Origin of the sequence: Scleromatobacter humisilvae, assembly GCF_023231945.1 — a bacterium.
Classification (GTDB): Bacteria; Pseudomonadota; Gammaproteobacteria; order Burkholderiales; family Burkholderiaceae_C; genus Scleromatobacter; species Scleromatobacter humisilvae.
In genome coordinates this window covers 49585-66385 of sequence record NZ_JAJLJH010000014.1, presented here as the reverse complement: position 1 = coordinate 66385, position 16801 = coordinate 49585, and the positions used below count along the sequence as shown (strand labels likewise).

Sequence of the window (16801 nt, the reverse complement as noted above, 5' to 3'; positions counted from 1 at the left end):
ATGGCACGACTCCTCTATATCGAATGCTCGCCGCGCAAGCAGGACTCCGCTTCCATCGAGGTCTGCCGCGCTTTTCTCGACGCCTACCGGGAGGCCCATCCGGCGGACACCATCGAGACACTCGACATCTGGAACGCGGCGATCCCGGAATTCGACGGCGATGCGATGGCCGCGAAGTACGCAATGCTCAGTGGCCAGGCGCTGACGCCGACTCAGGAGTCGGCATGGCGACGTGTCGAGGAACTCGCGGCACCGTTTCGCGCTGCCGACAAGTTGCTGCTCGGGATCCCGCTGTGGAATTTCGGCATCCCGTACAAGTTCAAGCAGCTGATCGACGTCATCACGCATGACAAGGTGATGTTCGATTTCGACGGCACGAGCTTCACCGGCAAGCTCGCGGGCAAGAAGGCGGCTGTTGTCTTCGCCCGAGGGCTCGACTATTCGTCGCCGGGATCGTTCACTCCGGCGCGCGAATTCGACCTGCAACGGCCCTATGTCGAGATGTGGCTGAAATTCATCGGGATCATGGACGTGAAAGGCATCCTGGTGGAAAGGACGCTGCTGGACTCGCAAGGCCCGTTCGGACGGGTGAAGGCGGCGGAAGAAGCCCGCGCGATCGCACGCTCCTTCTGATCTCAGGCTCGCCGATGCTCCGCGATTTGATGGACGTCGCTCCTCCTGTCACGTCTGGTGTCGGCAGCCAACGACGTTCTGTCAGGTACCTGCCGGTCAACCTGTTCGGCGCAGTCATGGGCCTTGCGGGTCTCTCGCTTGCGTGGCGCAGCGCGCATCGGGTGTTCGGCGTGCCCGCGGCGATCGGCGACGCGATCGGCGTTGTTGCCCTCGCCACGTTTCTGGTGCTCGCGACAGGATATCTCGCGAAGTGCTTGTGCTACCCGGCGGCCGTGAAGGCGGAATTCGAGCATCCCGTCGGGGGCAATTTCTTCGGCACGATCACCATCGCTATCATGCTGCTGTCGGTGGTCGTGAGCAGGTATGCCGAGGTATTCGGTGAGGTGCTGTGGACCTGCGGGACGGCGCTCACGTTCGTGCTGACCTTTGTCGTGGTCGGCCGCTTGCTGCATGGCAAGGTCGACCCGGTCCATGCAACCCCGCCCTGGCTGATCTCCGGCGTCGGCACACTCGACGTCGCCGTGACCGGCAGCACCATGCCGATGGAGTGGGCCCGCGAGGTCGATCTTTTCGGGCTGTCGGTGGGCACGATGATGGCGGTAGTGTTCTTCATGATGGTCTTCTCCCGCGTCGTCCACCAGGAACCGCTGCCCGCCACGATGGTGCCTTCGCTGATCGTCATGATCGCGCCCCTCGAGGTGGGATTCCTCGCGTATGTCGGCATGACGCACGCAGTGGACATGTTCGCAGGCCTGCTGTTCCATGCCGGTCTGTTCCTCTTCATCACGCTGTCGCCGCAAGTCTTTCGCCTCAATGTGCCGTTCGCGACGTCGTGGTGGGCTGTCAGCTTTCCGATGGCGGCGCTGTCCATCGCCGCGCTGCAGTACGCCGCTTACGCCGGCACCTGGGTATTGAGCGGCATCGCCGGCCTGGCGCTGCTTCTCGTCAGCGTGGTCGTCGCCGTGCTGTCCGTGCAGACGCTGCATCGGTTGTTCACGCGTCGCCTGTTGGTGGCGTGAAGCATTCGGTTGGTTCTCTTCGTCCTTGAGCGTGGTTCTTCGCATCGTCGCCGGATGCGCGCGACGGCCGGGCCTCCGACAGGGAAGGCGGTAGGAAATAATGCAGGCGGCTCACTTCGAACAAGGACCGTTCATGAGTTCCACCGCCACCCCGATCTACCTCGCCGCCGGCGTTCGTACGCCCTTCCTCAAGGCTGGGGGAGCGTTCTCGCATCTCGACGCGATCGGGCTCTCGGTGCCTGTTGCTCAAGCAATGATGGCCAAGCTCTCCGGGGCGCGACCGGATCTTTTCATTTGGGGGACGGTCATTCCGAACCTGACTTGGTCAAGCATAGGCCGAGAGGTGCTCCTGGATGCCAAGCTCGATGCGACGATCCCGGCCTATTCCACCGTGATGGCCTGCTCCACGTCGATGGTCGGCGCCTTTCAGGCCGCGGGCATGATCGATGGAAAGGCACGCCAGCTTGCCGTGGTGGGCGGCGCCGAGAGCATGAGTCGCGTCCAGATCGGCTTCAGCCAGAACTTCTCCGACTGGCTGCGAGAGTTCCAGGGAGCAAGAACTCTCGGCGCGAAATTTCACCAGCTGACCGAGTTGAACCCCAAGGATGTCCGCCTATGGATTCCTAAGGTGGTGAACCGGACGTCCGGCATGAGCATGGGCGAGCACACGGAGATCACCGCGAAGCAGTGGCACATCTCGCGCGAGACTCAGGATGCGCTGGCGCTCGAGAGCCACCAACGGGCCGTCGCTGGCTGGCAGGCGGGATTTTTCGATGACCTGGTGATGTCGGTCGAGACACCAAGCGGAAACGTCCACCAGGACGGCCTGCCGCGCCAGGACACATCAGCTGATCGCCTGGCGGCACTGAAACCGGCATTCGACAGGACCTCCGGGCTTGGAACGCTCACCGCGGGCAATTCCTCCGCCCTCACCGACGGGGCGGCGGCTCTGTGGGTCGGATCGGAGGAAGGGATCGCGAAGCTGCCGCCCGGCATTCCGACCGCGCGCCTGGTCGACTGGGAAGTGGCCTCAGTCGACTTCCACGTCGACGGACTTCTCATGGCGCCGGCGTTCGCCGTTCCGCGCCTCCTGGCGCGCAACGGTCTTCGCTTCCACGACGTCGGGCTGTGGGAGATCCACGAGGCCTTCTCGGCCCAGGTGGCGTTCCACATCAAGGCTTGGGAAGATGCGTCGTTCCTGCGGGACAAAGTCGGCCTCGAGCCAATCTTTGGAGCTTTTCCCCGGGAACGCATGAACCCCAACGGCGGTTCCGTGGCTCTGGGCCATCCCTTCGCAGCAACAGGGGCTCGCATTCTCAGCCAGGCAGTCAAGGAACTGGCGAGCCATCCGAAGGGAACCAGGGCGATCGTCAGCATCTGCGCAGACGGCGGCGGCGGCACCGTGGCGCTGCTTCAGTCGTAGTTGCCGTCATCGACGCGTTTCTGGCCAGGGCCGCAAGCGAGACAGTCCCGTTCGTCAGCACCTGGGCGGAACTAGATCGGACGAGCTACAGCCGTCAACATCCGGACGTATCCCGCCACGTCCTGTGCACCGCTGGACAGCAGCCGGCCATCGACGATGTAGCTCGGTACTCCTTCGAGACCGGCGGAGCGAATGGCCGCCTCGGTTGCGGCCACGTCCTTGCGTGTCGCGCGAGAGCGCAGGACCGCGCCAGGTTCCATGCCGCTGGAGGTCGCGATCTGCTCCAGGATGGCCTCATCGCCCACGTCTTTTCCGTCCGTGAAATAAGCGACGAACAACGCCTCGACGACGCGTTCCTGCAAGCTTGCGCCACCCTCCACGCCTGCCAGACGCACGAGCGCGTGCCCCGCCAGGGTGTTGGACGTCTTCTTCTGTCGGTCATAGCGAAACTGCGCACCGACCCCGGCACCCGCCTTGATGGCGCGATCATCCATCGCAAGCGCGGCCTCCCAACTGCCGAATCGGGCGGTGCGAAATTTCTTGCGATCCATGCCCTCGGCGGGCAGGGTCGGGTTGAGCTGGAAGGGTAGCCACTCGATGGTCACGTCGACACCCCGATCCTTCAAGATCGGCAGAGCTTGATCGATGGCTCGCTTGCCGATGAAGCACCAGGGACAGACGACGTCGGATGCAATTTGAAGTCGAACTTCACTCTTGATTTGCGCGCTCATGGAAATCCTGCAGGAATTGAAAATGACGCGATGCACGCGTCTGGAACGTCACTTGTTGACGCGAACTTCGCTTACCAGCGGCCGGAATGCTGACCGCCATCGACGTTGATGGTCTGGCCGGTGACGAACGCGGCGTCCTCGAGGTACAGGATGGCGTCGACCACTTCCGATACTTCGCCCATGCGGCCGACCGGGTGCATGCTTCCGAGCATTCCGTGCGTCTCTGGCGGATGCATCGGCGTCTTGATGATGCCGGGCGCCACCGCGTTGACTCGAACCCCAGTCTTCGCATACTCGATCGCGAGACCGCCCGTAACGGCATACAGGCCACCCTTGCTCAGCAGAGCGAGCGCGGCGGGTACGCCGGCGATGGCTTGATGCACGAGCGTCGTGGTGATCTGCACGATGTGACCGGTGCCTTGCTTGACCATCTGGCTCAACGTCGGCTGGGTGATGTTGAAGAAGCCTTCGACGTTGACTGCCATCACGTCCCTGAATTCTTCCGTCGTGTACTCGGTGAACGGCTTGCCGATGAAGATCCCGGCGTTGTTGATCAGCGTGTCGATGCGGCCGAAGCGGTCGAGTGCGGTTTGAACGACCCGGTCCGCAACCTTGCGATCGCGAATGTCGCCCGCGACAGCGACCACGTCATCGTCCTGCCCTTGGCGGATGTTGCGCGAGTTCGCGACGACCACGAAGCCTTTCTTGCGATACGCGGCGACGACGCCTGCGCCGATGCCTTGAGAGGCTCCCGTGACGATGGCAACTTTCTTTTGACTCATGAATTTCTCCTTGCAGGAATGGATTGCTTGCAACTGCAGCCGATAAGCCTCAGCCTGGTCGGTAGCCTATCGATCCACCAAGCAAAGCGGGAGCCGCTATCCTTGCGCAATGACTGATCGAAAACGCACAGAGCTCGATTGGCAGGACGTCCGCGTCTTCCTGGCCCTCGGGCGATACCGGAGCTTGTCGGCCGCGGCTCGCGCGCTCCAGGTCAATCACGCGACGGTCGCCAGGCGCATCCAGTCGCTCGAGGAGAGCGTTGGCGAGAAGCTGGTCGATCGCCGGCCCGATGGCTACGTGCTGACGCCTGCCGGCGAGAGCGCTCTCGAAGCGGCAGCGGAGATGGAGGCTGCCGCTCAGACCTTGTCGCGTCCGAGCGTGACGGAAGACCTTGCCTTGCGTGGATTGGTTCGCATCAACGCACCGCCCGCCCTTGCGCAAGGCTTCCTGTTGCCGCGACTCGCCGAGTTCACCTCGAGGCACCCCGGACTGGATATCGACCTGGCCACCGATCTGCGCTCGATCAGTCTCGAGCGACACAAGGCGGACATCGCGGTGCGCGTTGGCAGACCCGTCGATGTCGACCTGATCGCCAAGCAGGTCGGCAGCATGGCATTCGGCTTCTACGGAACGTCGGAGATGTGCGAGGCGGTGGAGCGCGGCGAGACGCCCACGTTCGTCAGCTTCAACGAAGAGAGCGCCAACATGCCGGAGTCGACCTGGCTCTCGCAACAGTTTCCCCGCGCACGCATCGCGGTTCGCGCGGAGAATCAGGTGCTGCAGGCAATCGCCGCTCAGAGCAGCGCGGGGCTGGCTCTCCTGCCGCACTACATCGGGCGACGCGTGCCGGACCTCCGGCTTTGTGCGTTGGGGCCGTTGCCTTCGCATCGCGAGATCTGGTTGCTCATTCGCAAGCAGGATCGCAACTCGAGTGCCATCCGAGCGGTGATGCAGCACCTGGTGGACGCGTTCAAGGATGGCGCGGCGATGTTCGCAGCTTGAAGCGACTCGTTGATCAGCTCGCGTCGCCTGCGCTCACGGGGTGTCGCGCCGCGGGTCGTAGCAGAATTCGAGACGCAGTCCGCCAGGTTCCCTCGTCATGAAATGGGTCTTGGGACCGCGCCCCGAGATCTCGGGCGAGAACTCGGCGCGAGCGCCCGGCCATCTCAGGACGCGCTCGTGAAGGCGATGCAATTGTTCGAGACTCCCGACGCGGAGTGCGAGATGGTGCAAGCCCACGTTGGCGCGACGATCGAATTCGACCCGGCGATCTCGCTCCACCTGCCACAGCGTGATGATGGCGTGCTGGTCCGTCACGAATGCGGCCGGATATTCTTCCCTGCGCCCCACGAGACTCCAGCCTAGGCATTCCTGAAAAAATTGGAGTGTCTGCTCCAGGTCTGCGACGCTCAAGCCCAGGTGATCGATGCCGAGCGTCAGGCAGTCGGGCTCAGGACGGGCGCCATCTGATGTGACGGGCGCGGAGTTGGGTGCTGAAGTCGTCATTCGTCGTGCTCCGTGGACAGTGAGACCGCCTCCCAGGCGTCGAGCTCGTCAAGCAAGGCCTTGAGGCGACCGCGAACTTGCCGTAGCGCATCCCTGCCCAGGACAAGATGGACGGGGGGCGTCTCCGATCCGATGATCGCCATGACCGCTCGTGCAGCCTTCGCAGGATCACCGACTTGACGGCCGCTCTTTCGGCTGCGCGCTTCACGCACGGGATCGAACAGTCCGTCGTAGTCGGGAATCGAGCGTTCGGTGCGAACGAGCGACGAGCCCGCCCAGTTCGTGCGGAATGAGCCCGGGGCCACCGCCGTGACGCGCACTCCGAAGTCGCGCACCTCGAGCGACAGGACTTCGGAGATCGCCTCGACGGCGAATTTCGACGCCGTGTAGTAGGCGATGCCGGGAAACGCGACAAGCCCGGCCATCGACGAGAGGTTGATGATGTGGCCTCGCCGGCGCACGCGCATGCCCGGCAGGACGGCCTTGATGACCGCCACCAGGCCGAACACGTTCACGTCGAACTGGCGACGCATGGCGTCGAGCGGGCTTTCCTCGAGGACGCCTTCGTGGCCGTAGCCTGCGTTGTTGATGAGTACATCGATCCCGCCGGATTCCTGCTCGATCGCCGCAACCACTTGCGTCACGGCCGCATGATCGGACACGTCGAGGATGAAGGCCTTCGCGAGGCCGGGCGCGAGCGTATCGAAGCGCGCGCGATCTTCCTGGCTTCGGATGGTGCCGAACACGCGATGGCCTGCAGCGAGCGCAGCCTCTGCGAATGCGCGGCCAAGACCCTGGCCGACACCTGTGATCAGAAAAGTTCGTCCTGTCATGATCGTTCGCCTTCGTTTCTGGTGTCCATGGCGGAGTTCACTTCAGTTCGAAGACGTTGTAGACCGGGCCACTGGGGAGTCGTTGCCCCAAGCCGAACGCGACGATGCGGTTGAGCCAGTCGTAACGAGGATCGCTTGTGAAGAACGTCGGGTTGATCCGGAAGTGATATTCCCGAGGATCGACCTCCTCGCCGGCCGTCATGCGCGCGAGCACCTCCGGCGAGGCGGCACGTACACCTCGGTAGTTCATGATGATCTGCGCCCCGTCGTCCGTGCGCAGGGGAAGCTTCGCGTCGAGAAGGATCGTCCCGTCCGAGAGAACGGTCTGCCAGTCGCTGCCGCCTGGCAGGACCTCCCCTCGCAGTCGGTCGCCCTGGAACCGCCCCAAGCTCACCATGCCGGCTTGATGGCTCGTGCCGATGCCGCCGAACTTGTAGATCCGGTCGACCTTCATCTCGATGGCGAGCAAAGGCTGGAAGGCGATGCTCTGAAGTGCCGGGTGCACTGTGATTGGTTCAGTCATTTGAATCTCTGTTTGTTAGCGCTTGGTCCAGGTGGCGCGTGTGACTGGAGCGTGCGTTGCTGTCGGCGCCCTAATGGCGCGGCCGACATGCCCAGACCGCTGCTGCGCTGAAGATCAACATGGTGGCCGTGACATAGAACACCTGGCCCATGCCCACGCGCGCACCCACCTGTCCCCCGATCAACGGCCCGACAACCTGGCCGACGAATTGGGCGGATTGCAGCGTTCCCAAGAGGCTTCCGGACGAACCTTCGGTCGCCAACCCGCGAATCAGTTTTCCGATGGCGGGCAGCAGACCTGCGATCGTCAAGCCCATCAAGAAGCGAAGGCCGCAGAGCTGCCACCAATTGACGACCCAGGCCTGCGGTACCAGGACGAGTGCCGTAGCGATCAGGCAGACGGTGATCACGCGCCATCCGCCGATGCGATCGGCGAGCGCACCGATCTTCGGTGCTGCCAGCATGCTGGCGAAGGCGGTTGCCGACATGATGAATCCGGCGTAGCGCGGCAACTTTGCCTTGTCGACGCCCAGCTGTTGGATGTAGATGGTGATGATCGGCTCGACGGACATGCTTGCCAGAAGGACCATGCTCGATGCCAGCAGCAACGCCAATATCGCCAGCCACTCCGACTTCGGACGACGCTTCGGCACGGTTGCGAGGTGACTCTTCGAGACCGGACTGAAGTCCTCCTTGACCAGCAGGATCGTCGCGACGGCAGCGATCGCGATCAGTCCTCCGCCGAGGAAGAAGCTGCCCCGGATTCCAACCAATTCGGGAAGAAATCCGCCGACCAGAGGGCCGATCAGGTTGCCGCAGAGGGCGCCTGTTGAAAGCACCCCAAGCGCCCAGCCGGCCTTGGCCTGCGGAACCTGCGAGCCGATCATCACGATGGACGCGGCGCCGTAGCCGCCGACGAGACCGGCGAGGAAGCGCAGCATGACGAGCTGCGGCGCCGAGTTGGCCGTGCCGATGAGCGACATGAGGATGGCCATGCCGACAGCGGCGCGCACGAGCATGATCTTGCGCCCGTAGCTGTCCGAGAGTCGACCCCAGATCGGCGAGGTGACGGCTGTTCCTATGAACGTCGCGCTGTATGCAAACGACGACCATTGCACGATGTCAGCCGCGCCATGGACGCCGAGTTGCTCGACGTAGATCGGCAGGAACGGCAGCAACATGCTGAGGCTGACAAGCGTCGTGAACGAGCCGAATACGCAGACGAGCAGGTTGCGCTGCCAATAGGGCTCGTTGCGTTCTGCGTAGGTCGGAAGGACTGCGGACATCGTTTGTGGGAGAACCTCGAAAGGCTCTGCATGTAGGCGGCAGCGACGCTGCGGCATCGCAATCGATGCTATCGATGCGTGCCGCCTGGCGGGAGCCAGGATCTCTGCACAGTGGCTGAGAGAAAACGCACAGGGGCGCGCCGAGGGAACGGCAACCGGCCTCAGTGCGCGAGGAAGTCCTTCACCGCGGCGATCGTCGGCGCGGGCGCTTCCTCCATCAGCCAGTGGCCGACGTTCGGTATGACGACTTCCTGGACGTTCGTCGCCGCGTTGCGCATGACGATCGCGACGTTGGCTCCGAAGGCCTTCTCGGCGCCGATGGCGAGCACCGGCATCGTCAGCTTCGTCTCCATCGCCTTGAGGTTGTCGGCGTCGTCCTTCTGGTCGATCGCGAGGAACTGGGCGAATGCGGAATGCATCGCGCCCGGCTTGGCGTAGAGCGCGGTGTAGTGGCGACGGGTGGCCTCGTCGATCTTCGACGGGTCGCCGGCGAACTCGTCCCAGAAGCGGTCGAGGTAGATGCGCTCGCGGCCGGCGACCAGGCGCTCGGCGTCCCGGCCGCCGAAGTTGAAATGCCACAACGCGGGCAGGCGCACGATCTTGTCCCACGGCGGGATGCCGGGAATCGGCGAGTCCATGATGACCAGGCGGGTGGTCTTGTCCGGATAGCGCGCCGCGTAGGCATACGCGACCATCGTGCCGATGTCGTGGGCCACGATGTCGGCGCTGTCGACGCCGAGCTTGTCCAGGACGGCGCGGATGTCACCGGCCTGCGTCCACTTGTCATAGCCGCCCGCGGGGTGCGAGGACAGGCCCATGCCGCGCAGGTCGGGCACGATGACCGTGTGGTCCTTCGCGAGTTCGGCGGCCATCGGCGACCACATGTCGCCGGTCTCGCCGAAGCCGTGGATCAGCACGACCGCGGGCCCGTGGCCGCCGACGCGAACGTTGATCGTCGCGTCGGCGTTCACGACCTGCGAACTATGGAAGCTTGCCGGGAAGGGCGTTGGCGCGGCATGCGCCGACAGCGCGCCCAGTGCCAGGCTGGCGGCGAGGCCTGCGACGACTCGGCGGAGGCGGCGCGAGATCGCGGCGTCCCCGGAGATGGACAAATGGTGGTCAAGTACTTTCGCCATGATGATGGTTCCTTGCCATGAGGCAATGTGTGTCGACTGGAAGTTGCTGCAGTTCAGCAGTCGGGGCCCCTGCGAGAACAGATGCCGAGTTGGGTACGCGCCTTTGCGACGCGATCGAGCCGCAGCGCGGCCCGACCGGCCGGCGTTCGGCGCGCAGCGCGGCTACTTCAGCGACGACGCAATCTTCTCGAGACCCGCCTTGGCACAGCTCTCGTCGACCATGCCGCTGGGCGAGCCGCCGACGCCGATGCTGCCGATCACCTCGTCACCGGACTTGATCAACACGGCGCCGGGAAGCAGCAGGATTCCCGGCACGTTGGCCAGCGCTGCGGCGGCGGGATTGGCGGCGAGTTGCGCCACCAGTTCGCTCTGCAGATCCTTCTTGAAGATCGGCCCGAGCGTGACGATGGTGTAGGCCTTGCCGCGGCTCGAGTCCAGCGTGTGCGGCGTGGCACGTTCGTGCTTGAGCGCGGCACGCGTGAGACCATTGCGATCGAGCACGGTCACGCTGACCTTGTGGCCGAGCTTGTCGCAGGTCGTCAGGGCCTCGGCCGCTGCCTGCGATGCCAACAAGGCGCTGAGTTCCTTGGGGGCAGCCGATTGAGCCTGTGCGAACGTTGCAAAGAACGCGAGTGCGACCAGAGAGGTAAGACGAAGGACATTCATGTGGATTCCTGGGTGGATGGATGGGGCACGGGGGGCAGCGCTTCCGGCGAGCTTTCGCCGGCGGCGCAGGACGAACAAGGCGAGGCCGGCGCCACCAGCGGCCAACGCAGTTCGGGAATCTCGGAGATGAGCGTGGTGTGCAGCACACGCACACGCACTTGAACGGGCCTGGAGGCTGACGGTGCGACGAGGGCCGCTTCGCCGGAAATGCGCAGTTGGCGGCCGTTGTCGAAGTCGACGAACAGCAGACCCACTCGGGGATCGCTGACGATATTTCCGAGGGTGTTGAAGAAGTTGTTCCCAGCCACGTCGTCGAAGACCACGGTATCGGCGTCGGCCCAACGGACAAAGCCTGGCGCGCCGCCGCGGTGGGAGATGTCCACACCGCCGCCGCGCGAGGGATCGAGTTCGGCGCTGCGCGAGGCAATGAAGAAGGTCGCGGCACCCTCGACCAGCGTGCGCGGATCGAGTGTCGCGGCGGACGTCGCCGCGACCGGGTCGGGACGACGGACATGGATATGACGTGGGCAATTTCCGAAGCTATGGGTGATGCGCAGCACGAGGCCGTTGCCGTCGTCTCGTTCAATCACGCCGTTGGCACGGTTGCGCCGGCCGTTGGTGAAGTCGATGCCGAGCAGGCCCATCGGCACGCCGGGCCGCAAGGAGAGCAGCACGTGCTCCTTGGACATGTCGTGCACCGCGAGCAACGCAGGAGTGACCGCGCGCAGCATTCCGGGGCGCCCTGCAAGCGCATCAGCTTGCGGATGCCCGAAGTGATCCAGGGTCGCAACGAAGGCCAACGGCAGGGACTCGAAGAAGCGTTGATGCTGCTCGGGCATGAACGGACGGATCGACGTTGCCCCGCGCTGCCGCGCCTGCTCACGCACGCCCATCAATTCCTGCAGCGCGCGTTCGTCAGCGTGGAAGGGGTCGTCGGTACGCATCTCAATGTGGCGCGGTGGCCTGCATTGCGTCACCCTGCGCGAATGTCGCGTACCGCCGCGCCAGGTGAGGCTGCAATTCGACCGGAGAATCCCAGGATGCGACGGCAATCTCATTGATGCGGCTCAACAGTCCGCGCTCGCGCAACAACACTCGAACACGGCGAGCGAACAGGGGCGGAGTCGCGTAGTAGAGGTTCATGTCAGATTGCGAAAGGCTGAGCGGTGCAGCGAGTGTCGGCGCCGGTTGGTTTGCGTAGGTCGTAGACTGCTCACTCGATTCATGAGTGACACTCACCTATGCAACTGCCACCGCTGCAGACCGTTCGTGCCTTCGAGGCGGCCGCGCGGCTGGCCAGCTTCGCGCGCGCGGCCGATGAACTGGGTTTGACCGCCAGCGCGGTCAGCCATCACATGAGGGGTTTGGAGTCGCGCCTGCAGGCCAAGCTGTTCGTGCGCGCGGGACGCGGCGTTGCGCTGACCGAGACCGGCCACGCGCTGCACGCCAAGCTCGCGCTGGGCCTGGCGCTGATCGAACAGGCGTTCGCCGAGGCCCACCAGCGCAAGCGCTGGCGCACGTTGACGGTCAGCGTGCTGCCGGCGTTCGCGGCGCGCTGGCTGATCCCGCGGCTGGACGACTTTCAGCGCCACCATCCGGGCGTCGACCTGAATCTGCGCGCCACGCAGGACGTGGTCGACCTCGAGCGCGACGGCGTCGACGTCGCCATCCGCTACGGCCTCGGCGGCTGGCCCGGCCTGTCGCAGGTGAAGCTGCGTGACGAACAGCTTTTCCCCGTGTGCAGCCCAACCTTCAACGGCGGCCGTCTGCCGCCTGCTCCCCGTGATCTGGCCAAGGCGCCGCTGCTGCGCCACAGTCGCCAACCCTGGACGCCCTGGTTCCGCGCCGCCGGACTCAAGGTCGCCGAGCCGTCGCGCGGCTTGAGCTTCAACGAGGCGGGCGGTCTGCTGCAAGCCGCCGCACAAGGCCATGGCATCGCGTTGGCGCGAGCTACGATGGTGGAGGACGATCTGCGAGAACGGCGATTGGTACGACTCTTCGATGTCGCGGTCACCGACCGCTACGCGTGGTACGCCGTGTGGCGCGAATCGGGTGAAAAGCCGGTCGAGGTCGCGGCGCTCGTCGATTGGCTTCGAACTTCCCTCAACCGATCGTGAGCCTTCGCGGCCGCCAGGCGTCGCCGCATTGCAGAGCGCTGGTGCCGAGCCCCGCCAAGCCAGCGGTGCCCTCGAGGCTGAGGCCAGAAGCGTGGCGGTTGATGGCATGCGGTCCCTGGAGCGGGCATCGGGCCCGTCGATGCGCCACTGTCCCGCTTTGCGCTCCGAACGTCATCGCGCGCAAGTTGCCATGCAGGGTGGCTCTTTTGCGAGATGCGAGCATCTCCATTGAGTGACACCCCATTCGCTGGAAGGAGTCCTCAGCCGCCGTCCGCGCCGAGCGTGGCCGAGCGCGACGAGGCGGGCCTGTCGCCCGTGACCTCGGCCTTGGAGTCCTGCTCGACGCTTGCCACCGCGCCGGCGTACTGGTTCTACGGGTGTCGCTCGCCGGCCAGCTCCGCCACCAGGAAATCGATCAGGGCACGCACACGCAGCGCCGCATGGTGGCGGCTCGGATAGATCAGCGAGAACGGACGCGAGCGCCCGCCGGATTCCGGCAACAACTCCAGCAAACGGCCTTGTGCCAAGTCTTCCTGGACGACGTAGCGATAGGTCTGCAGCAGCCCTGCACCTTGGCGGGCCAAGGTCACTGTTCCGAGATAGTCATCGGTACAGCGGAAGGTGGCGGGCGGGTTGAGTTCGATGTCACGTCCTTCGTGGCGGAACAGCCAGGGCACCGATTGCCCCGTGCTTGGCAACACAAAATGAACGCAGTCGTGCGCGTCCAGCGAAGGGAGCGTGTCGGGCCTGCCGGCGCGTGCGATGTACGAAGGTGCGGCTACCAGCACGAGCTCGGCATCTTCGAGCTTGCGTGCGATCAGGCTCGAGTCCGGCGGGGTGCGGCCCCGAATCGCAACATCGAAGTCTTCGCCGGCGAAATCGATGTTGCGATTGCTCAGGTGAACGTCGATCTGCACGCGCGGATACCGCTCCCGAAAGCGCGGCAGCAGCGGCAACACGCGGTAGTGGCCGTACGGCGAGGCCACGCTGATGCGGAGCAGCCCGCTTGGGGCCCGGTGTTCGCCGGTGAGCTGGCTTTCCGCGTCGCGCATCAGGCCGAGCGCCTGGCGACAATGCTCGAAGTACGTGCGCCCGCTGTCGGTCAAATGGATCTGCCGCGTGGTGCGCACGAACAGGTTTACGCCGAGCCGTGACTCGAGCCGAGCGATCGAACGGCTCACCGCCGGCGGGCTCAGGCCCGTGGCTCGTGCGGCCGCCGTGAAGCTTTCGAGCTCCGCTGCCAGGCAGAACAACTCCAGGCTGCCGAGCATGACGTCGTCGAATTGCCGTCTCATGCGAACTTCACCGTCTGACAGTGGGGGTAGCGAGTCTACGTGGAGGGCCCGACCCATGCATTACACGGTGTACTAACTGAATTCTCCGCAGGCCCATTTATCGCAGCAAGTGCCGTCGCTACATTCGTTCTGACCGATCAACGTTTGCCCCAGGGCAAGGAAAATTCATCATGGCGAAGGTACTGGTTCTCTACTATTCCACCTATGGACACACCGAACAGCTGGCCCGAGCGGTGGCCGACGGTGCGCGTTCGGCGGGTGCAGACGTGGCGCTGAAGCGTGTCCCTGAATTGATGTCGCCCGAAGTCGCTCGCAGCGCCGGCGCCAAGCTCGATCAGGCCGCGGACGTGGCCACGCCCGGCGAACTGGCGCAATACGACGCCATCATCATCGGAACGCCGACCCGGTTTGGCCGGGTCTCGTCGCAGATGGCCAACTTCCTCGACCAGACCGGCGACCTGTGGGGCAAGGGCGCGCTGGTCGGCAAGGTCGGCGGCGCCTTCGTCTCTACCGCCAGCCAGCATGGCGGCATGGAGACGACGCTGTTCTCGGTTCTGACGTCGCTGATGCATCACGGGATGATCACTGTGGGCCTGCCCTACGCCTATGCGGGCCTCACGAAGATGGACGAAGTGACTGGTGGCACCCCCTACGGCGCCTCCACGATCGCGTCTGTCGACGGATCGCGCCAGCCGAGCGAGAACGAGCTGGCCGGTGGGCGCTTCCAGGGTCGTCACATCGCCGAAGTTGCAGCCGCTTTGCTGCGCGGCAAGGCCTGAGGGTTTCGGGTCTTCGGCGCGGTAGTGACTCTGGGGGCTGGTCTCTCACCCAGCCGTCATCGTCAAAGTCGCGTCGAAGGCGCTTGTGTCTGATCAGCCAGCCACAAGCGTCGCTGCCGAACGGCTGCGCCCTATCGTGGCCGATATCTGCGCATCGCGTTCAAGGACGGTGTGGATCTGCGCCACCACTGCCGCGCCCTCTCCGACAGCAGAGGCGACTCGCTTGGTCGACCCGGCGCGCACATCGCCGATCGCAAAGACCCGCGCCATGCTGGTCTGCAAATGGTGACGGAAGTCCGTTGATGGCGAGACGCCCGACTCCGGGCCGGTGAGTATGTAGCCATTCCCATCCAGCTTCAGGCACTCTCGCAGCCACGCGGTGTTCGGTTCGGCACCGATGAACATGAACGCGTGCCGGATCGGCAACGTCCACACCGTGGAGGTACCACGATCTCGCACTCTGGCGGTTTGCAGGCCACCGTGTCGATCTCCTTGCAGTTCCACGATCTCGGAACAGTACTGGACACTGACGTTGTCGAGGGCGTTGATCTGGTCGACAAGATAGCGGGACATCGACGCGGCCAGCGTGCTACCGCGAACCACGAGGGTGAGATGCTTCACGAAAGCGGCAAGGAAGACCGTCGCCTGGCCAGCGGAGTTGCCGGCACCCACCAGGGCGATCTCGATGCCCGCGCAGAGCTTTGCTTCCGCAAGCGAAGCTCCGTAATGGACCGAGTCGCCCTCGAACGCCTTGAGGTTGATGATGTCGGGTCGACGATATCGCGCGCCGGAAGCGACGACGACCGTTCGAGCCTTCACGGAACCCTGATCCGACAAGGTCAGATCGACCGCATCTCCGCCTTCGCCGCCGTTCACGCAGTCGAGCCCGGTCGCAAACAGCGGTATGGCGATCTCGGCACCGAATTTCTGGGCTTGGTTGAGCGCCCGAGCGGTCAAGGCCAGGCCCGAGATGCCGGTCGGAAAGCCGAAGTAGTTCTCGATGCGAGCCGACGCTCCGGCTTGCCCGCCCACGACGGCACCGTCCAGGACGAGGACTGAAAGTCCTTCGGACGCGGCGTACACCGCGGTCGCCAGGCCCGCCGGTCCCGCCCCTATGATCGCGACGTCATAGACCGCATCCTTGTCCAGCTGAGGCGTGATGCCCAGCCAGGCTCCCGCCTCTTCGTTGGTTGGGCGCTTCAACAGGTGCCCGCATGGACAGACCATGATGGGCATGTCGCACGCCGGGATCGACAGGTCGTCGATCAACTGTCGACCGCGATCGCTTGCACAGTCCAACACCATGTGAGGGTATGCGCTGCGCGTCAGAAACGCCTGGAGACGAAGCATGTCCGCCGATCCGGTTCGCCCAAGCAGAACCGGGCCGACTCCACGCTCGAGCAGCCCGATTCGCCGGAGGATGAGCGCACGCATGATGAGTTCGCCCAGTTCGGCCGAGCCAACGATCAGCGCACGCAGGCGGTTCGAGTTCAACGGGATCGCCCGGCAGCCGTCCGGACCGGCCCTGCCCGACGACAGCGAACGCCGGCCTTCGACGATCTCTTGCAGCTCGCCCGTGAACTGCCCCGGACACAGGTCGCGCAGAACGGTTTCCTGGTTCAGACCATCTCGCCCGACCAGCGTGATCGCGCCATCGACGATGAACCATGCCGGGACGCTGTGGTCGCCGACGTCGAACATCAGGTCACCCGGTGAAAATTCGACCGGCTCGCTGTCGGAGAAGCGCTTCACGACGTCGAACTGGCTCTCGCGCAGTTTGGGAAACCTCTGTTCGCTGCGATCCGAAAGCGGAACGATGATCTCGATCTCTTCTGCTGTCCTCATCATGGATCCTCTTGCACGGCACGCACACGAACGGCGGTGCACACCCCAAACGGTTGTTCGAACTGGACAGCGTCCGATCACGGCCGTCGGAATCGCCGATTTCGGAATTGTCCAGGCTGGTGCTCCATGCGTCATCGCGTGAGAGGTGCCGTTCGGAGTGGTTCCACCGAGAGATGCGTGCATGTCAATTGAGTGGTAGGCCACTCGCTGGACGCTGAGATTCACGA

The 16801-nt window shown here is 64.4% G+C and carries 18 protein-coding genes; 6 read left to right on the top strand and 12 right to left on the bottom strand.

Features of this window, described 5'->3' with window-relative positions; translation table 11 throughout:
* From LPC04_RS27150 to LPC04_RS27140, 3 genes are all read left to right on the top strand, one after another.
* Positions 1 to 633 (top strand): FMN-dependent NADH-azoreductase, encoded by a 633-nt coding sequence (locus LPC04_RS27150; protein ID WP_275685461.1) that lies wholly within the window; start codon positions 1 to 3, stop codon positions 631 to 633.
* Positions 634 to 647: 14 nt separating this feature from the next.
* Complete coding sequence (locus LPC04_RS27145; protein ID WP_275685460.1) at positions 648 to 1652, top strand: SLAC1 anion channel family protein; 1005 nt, start codon at positions 648 to 650, stop codon at positions 1650 to 1652.
* Positions 1653 to 1785: 133 nt separating this feature from the next.
* Positions 1786 to 3075, top strand: a complete 1290-nt coding sequence (locus LPC04_RS27140) for an acetyl-CoA C-acyltransferase (protein ID WP_275685459.1) — start codon at positions 1786 to 1788, stop codon at positions 3073 to 3075.
* Positions 3076 to 3146: 71 nt separating this feature from the next.
* Here LPC04_RS27140 and LPC04_RS27135 read toward each other — a convergent pair whose 3' ends face one another.
* Both LPC04_RS27135 and LPC04_RS27130 read right to left on the bottom strand, forming a co-directional pair.
* Positions 3147 to 3806 (bottom strand): DsbA family oxidoreductase, encoded by a 660-nt coding sequence (locus LPC04_RS27135; protein ID WP_275685458.1) that lies wholly within the window; start codon positions 3804 to 3806, stop codon positions 3147 to 3149.
* 71 nt (positions 3807 to 3877) lie between these two features.
* Positions 3878 to 4588 (bottom strand): SDR family NAD(P)-dependent oxidoreductase, encoded by a 711-nt coding sequence (locus LPC04_RS27130; protein WP_275685457.1) that lies wholly within the window; start codon positions 4586 to 4588, stop codon positions 3878 to 3880.
* 109 nt (positions 4589 to 4697) lie between these two features.
* Between LPC04_RS27130 and LPC04_RS27125 the strand changes: the two genes are divergently transcribed.
* Complete coding sequence (locus tag LPC04_RS27125; protein WP_275685456.1) at positions 4698 to 5591, top strand: LysR family transcriptional regulator; 894 nt, start codon at positions 4698 to 4700, stop codon at positions 5589 to 5591.
* A gap of 33 nt (positions 5592 to 5624) precedes the next feature.
* Here the strand turns inward: LPC04_RS27125 and LPC04_RS27120 are convergent, their stop codons facing one another.
* The 8 genes from LPC04_RS27120 to LPC04_RS27085 all read right to left on the bottom strand — a co-directional run bounded on the left by LPC04_RS27120 (position 5625) and on the right by LPC04_RS27085 (position 11681).
* Complete coding sequence (locus LPC04_RS27120) at positions 5625 to 6095, bottom strand: VOC family protein (RefSeq protein WP_275685455.1); 471 nt, start codon at positions 6093 to 6095, stop codon at positions 5625 to 5627.
* The gene (locus LPC04_RS27115; protein WP_275685454.1) at positions 6092 to 6928 is read right to left on the bottom strand and encodes an oxidoreductase; all 837 of its coding nucleotides are present in this window, start codon (positions 6926 to 6928) and stop codon (positions 6092 to 6094) included. Before LPC04_RS27115 ends, LPC04_RS27120 begins: the two co-directional genes overlap by 4 nt.
* Positions 6929 to 6965: 37 nt before the next feature.
* The gene (locus LPC04_RS27110) at positions 6966 to 7451 is read right to left on the bottom strand and encodes a DUF3237 domain-containing protein (RefSeq protein ID WP_275685453.1); all 486 of its coding nucleotides are present in this window, start codon (positions 7449 to 7451) and stop codon (positions 6966 to 6968) included.
* Between the two features lie 70 nt (positions 7452 to 7521).
* The gene (locus tag LPC04_RS27105; protein ID WP_275685452.1) at positions 7522 to 8736 is read right to left on the bottom strand and encodes an MFS transporter; all 1215 of its coding nucleotides are present in this window, start codon (positions 8734 to 8736) and stop codon (positions 7522 to 7524) included.
* A 161-nt stretch (positions 8737 to 8897) separates the two neighbouring features.
* The gene (locus LPC04_RS27100) at positions 8898 to 9872 is read right to left on the bottom strand and encodes an alpha/beta fold hydrolase (protein WP_275685451.1); all 975 of its coding nucleotides are present in this window, start codon (positions 9870 to 9872) and stop codon (positions 8898 to 8900) included.
* 162 nt (positions 9873 to 10034) lie between these two features.
* Complete coding sequence (locus LPC04_RS27095) at positions 10035 to 10538, bottom strand: GlcG/HbpS family heme-binding protein (RefSeq protein ID WP_275685450.1); 504 nt, start codon at positions 10536 to 10538, stop codon at positions 10035 to 10037.
* The gene (locus LPC04_RS27090; RefSeq protein ID WP_275685449.1) at positions 10535 to 11482 is read right to left on the bottom strand and encodes a pyridoxamine 5'-phosphate oxidase family protein; all 948 of its coding nucleotides are present in this window, start codon (positions 11480 to 11482) and stop codon (positions 10535 to 10537) included. Before LPC04_RS27090 ends, LPC04_RS27095 begins: the two co-directional genes overlap by 4 nt.
* Before the next feature lies 1 nt (position 11483).
* Complete coding sequence (locus LPC04_RS27085; RefSeq protein ID WP_275685448.1) at positions 11484 to 11681, bottom strand: hypothetical protein; 198 nt, start codon at positions 11679 to 11681, stop codon at positions 11484 to 11486.
* Between the two features lie 98 nt (positions 11682 to 11779).
* Here LPC04_RS27085 and gcvA point away from each other — a divergent pair, with 98 nt between their 5' ends.
* Complete coding sequence (gene gcvA, locus LPC04_RS27080; RefSeq protein ID WP_275685447.1) at positions 11780 to 12655, top strand: transcriptional regulator GcvA; 876 nt, start codon at positions 11780 to 11782, stop codon at positions 12653 to 12655.
* Positions 12656 to 13026: 371 nt separating this feature from the next.
* On the opposite strand, the gene LPC04_RS27075 is transcribed toward gcvA, so the two are convergent.
* Positions 13027 to 13950 (bottom strand): LysR family transcriptional regulator, encoded by a 924-nt coding sequence (locus tag LPC04_RS27075; protein WP_275685446.1) that lies wholly within the window; start codon positions 13948 to 13950, stop codon positions 13027 to 13029.
* Between the two features lie 170 nt (positions 13951 to 14120).
* On the opposite strand from LPC04_RS27075, the gene wrbA reads away from it, so the two are divergent.
* A complete protein-coding gene (wrbA, locus tag LPC04_RS27070) occupies positions 14121 to 14729 on the top strand; it encodes an NAD(P)H:quinone oxidoreductase (protein ID WP_275685445.1) in 609 nt (202 codons plus the stop codon).
* Positions 14730 to 14822: 93 nt separating this feature from the next.
* Here wrbA and LPC04_RS27065 read toward each other — a convergent pair whose 3' ends face one another.
* A complete protein-coding gene (locus LPC04_RS27065; protein ID WP_275685444.1) occupies positions 14823 to 16574 on the bottom strand; it encodes an FAD-dependent oxidoreductase in 1752 nt (583 codons plus the stop codon).
* Positions 16575 to 16801: the final 227 nt, after the last annotated feature.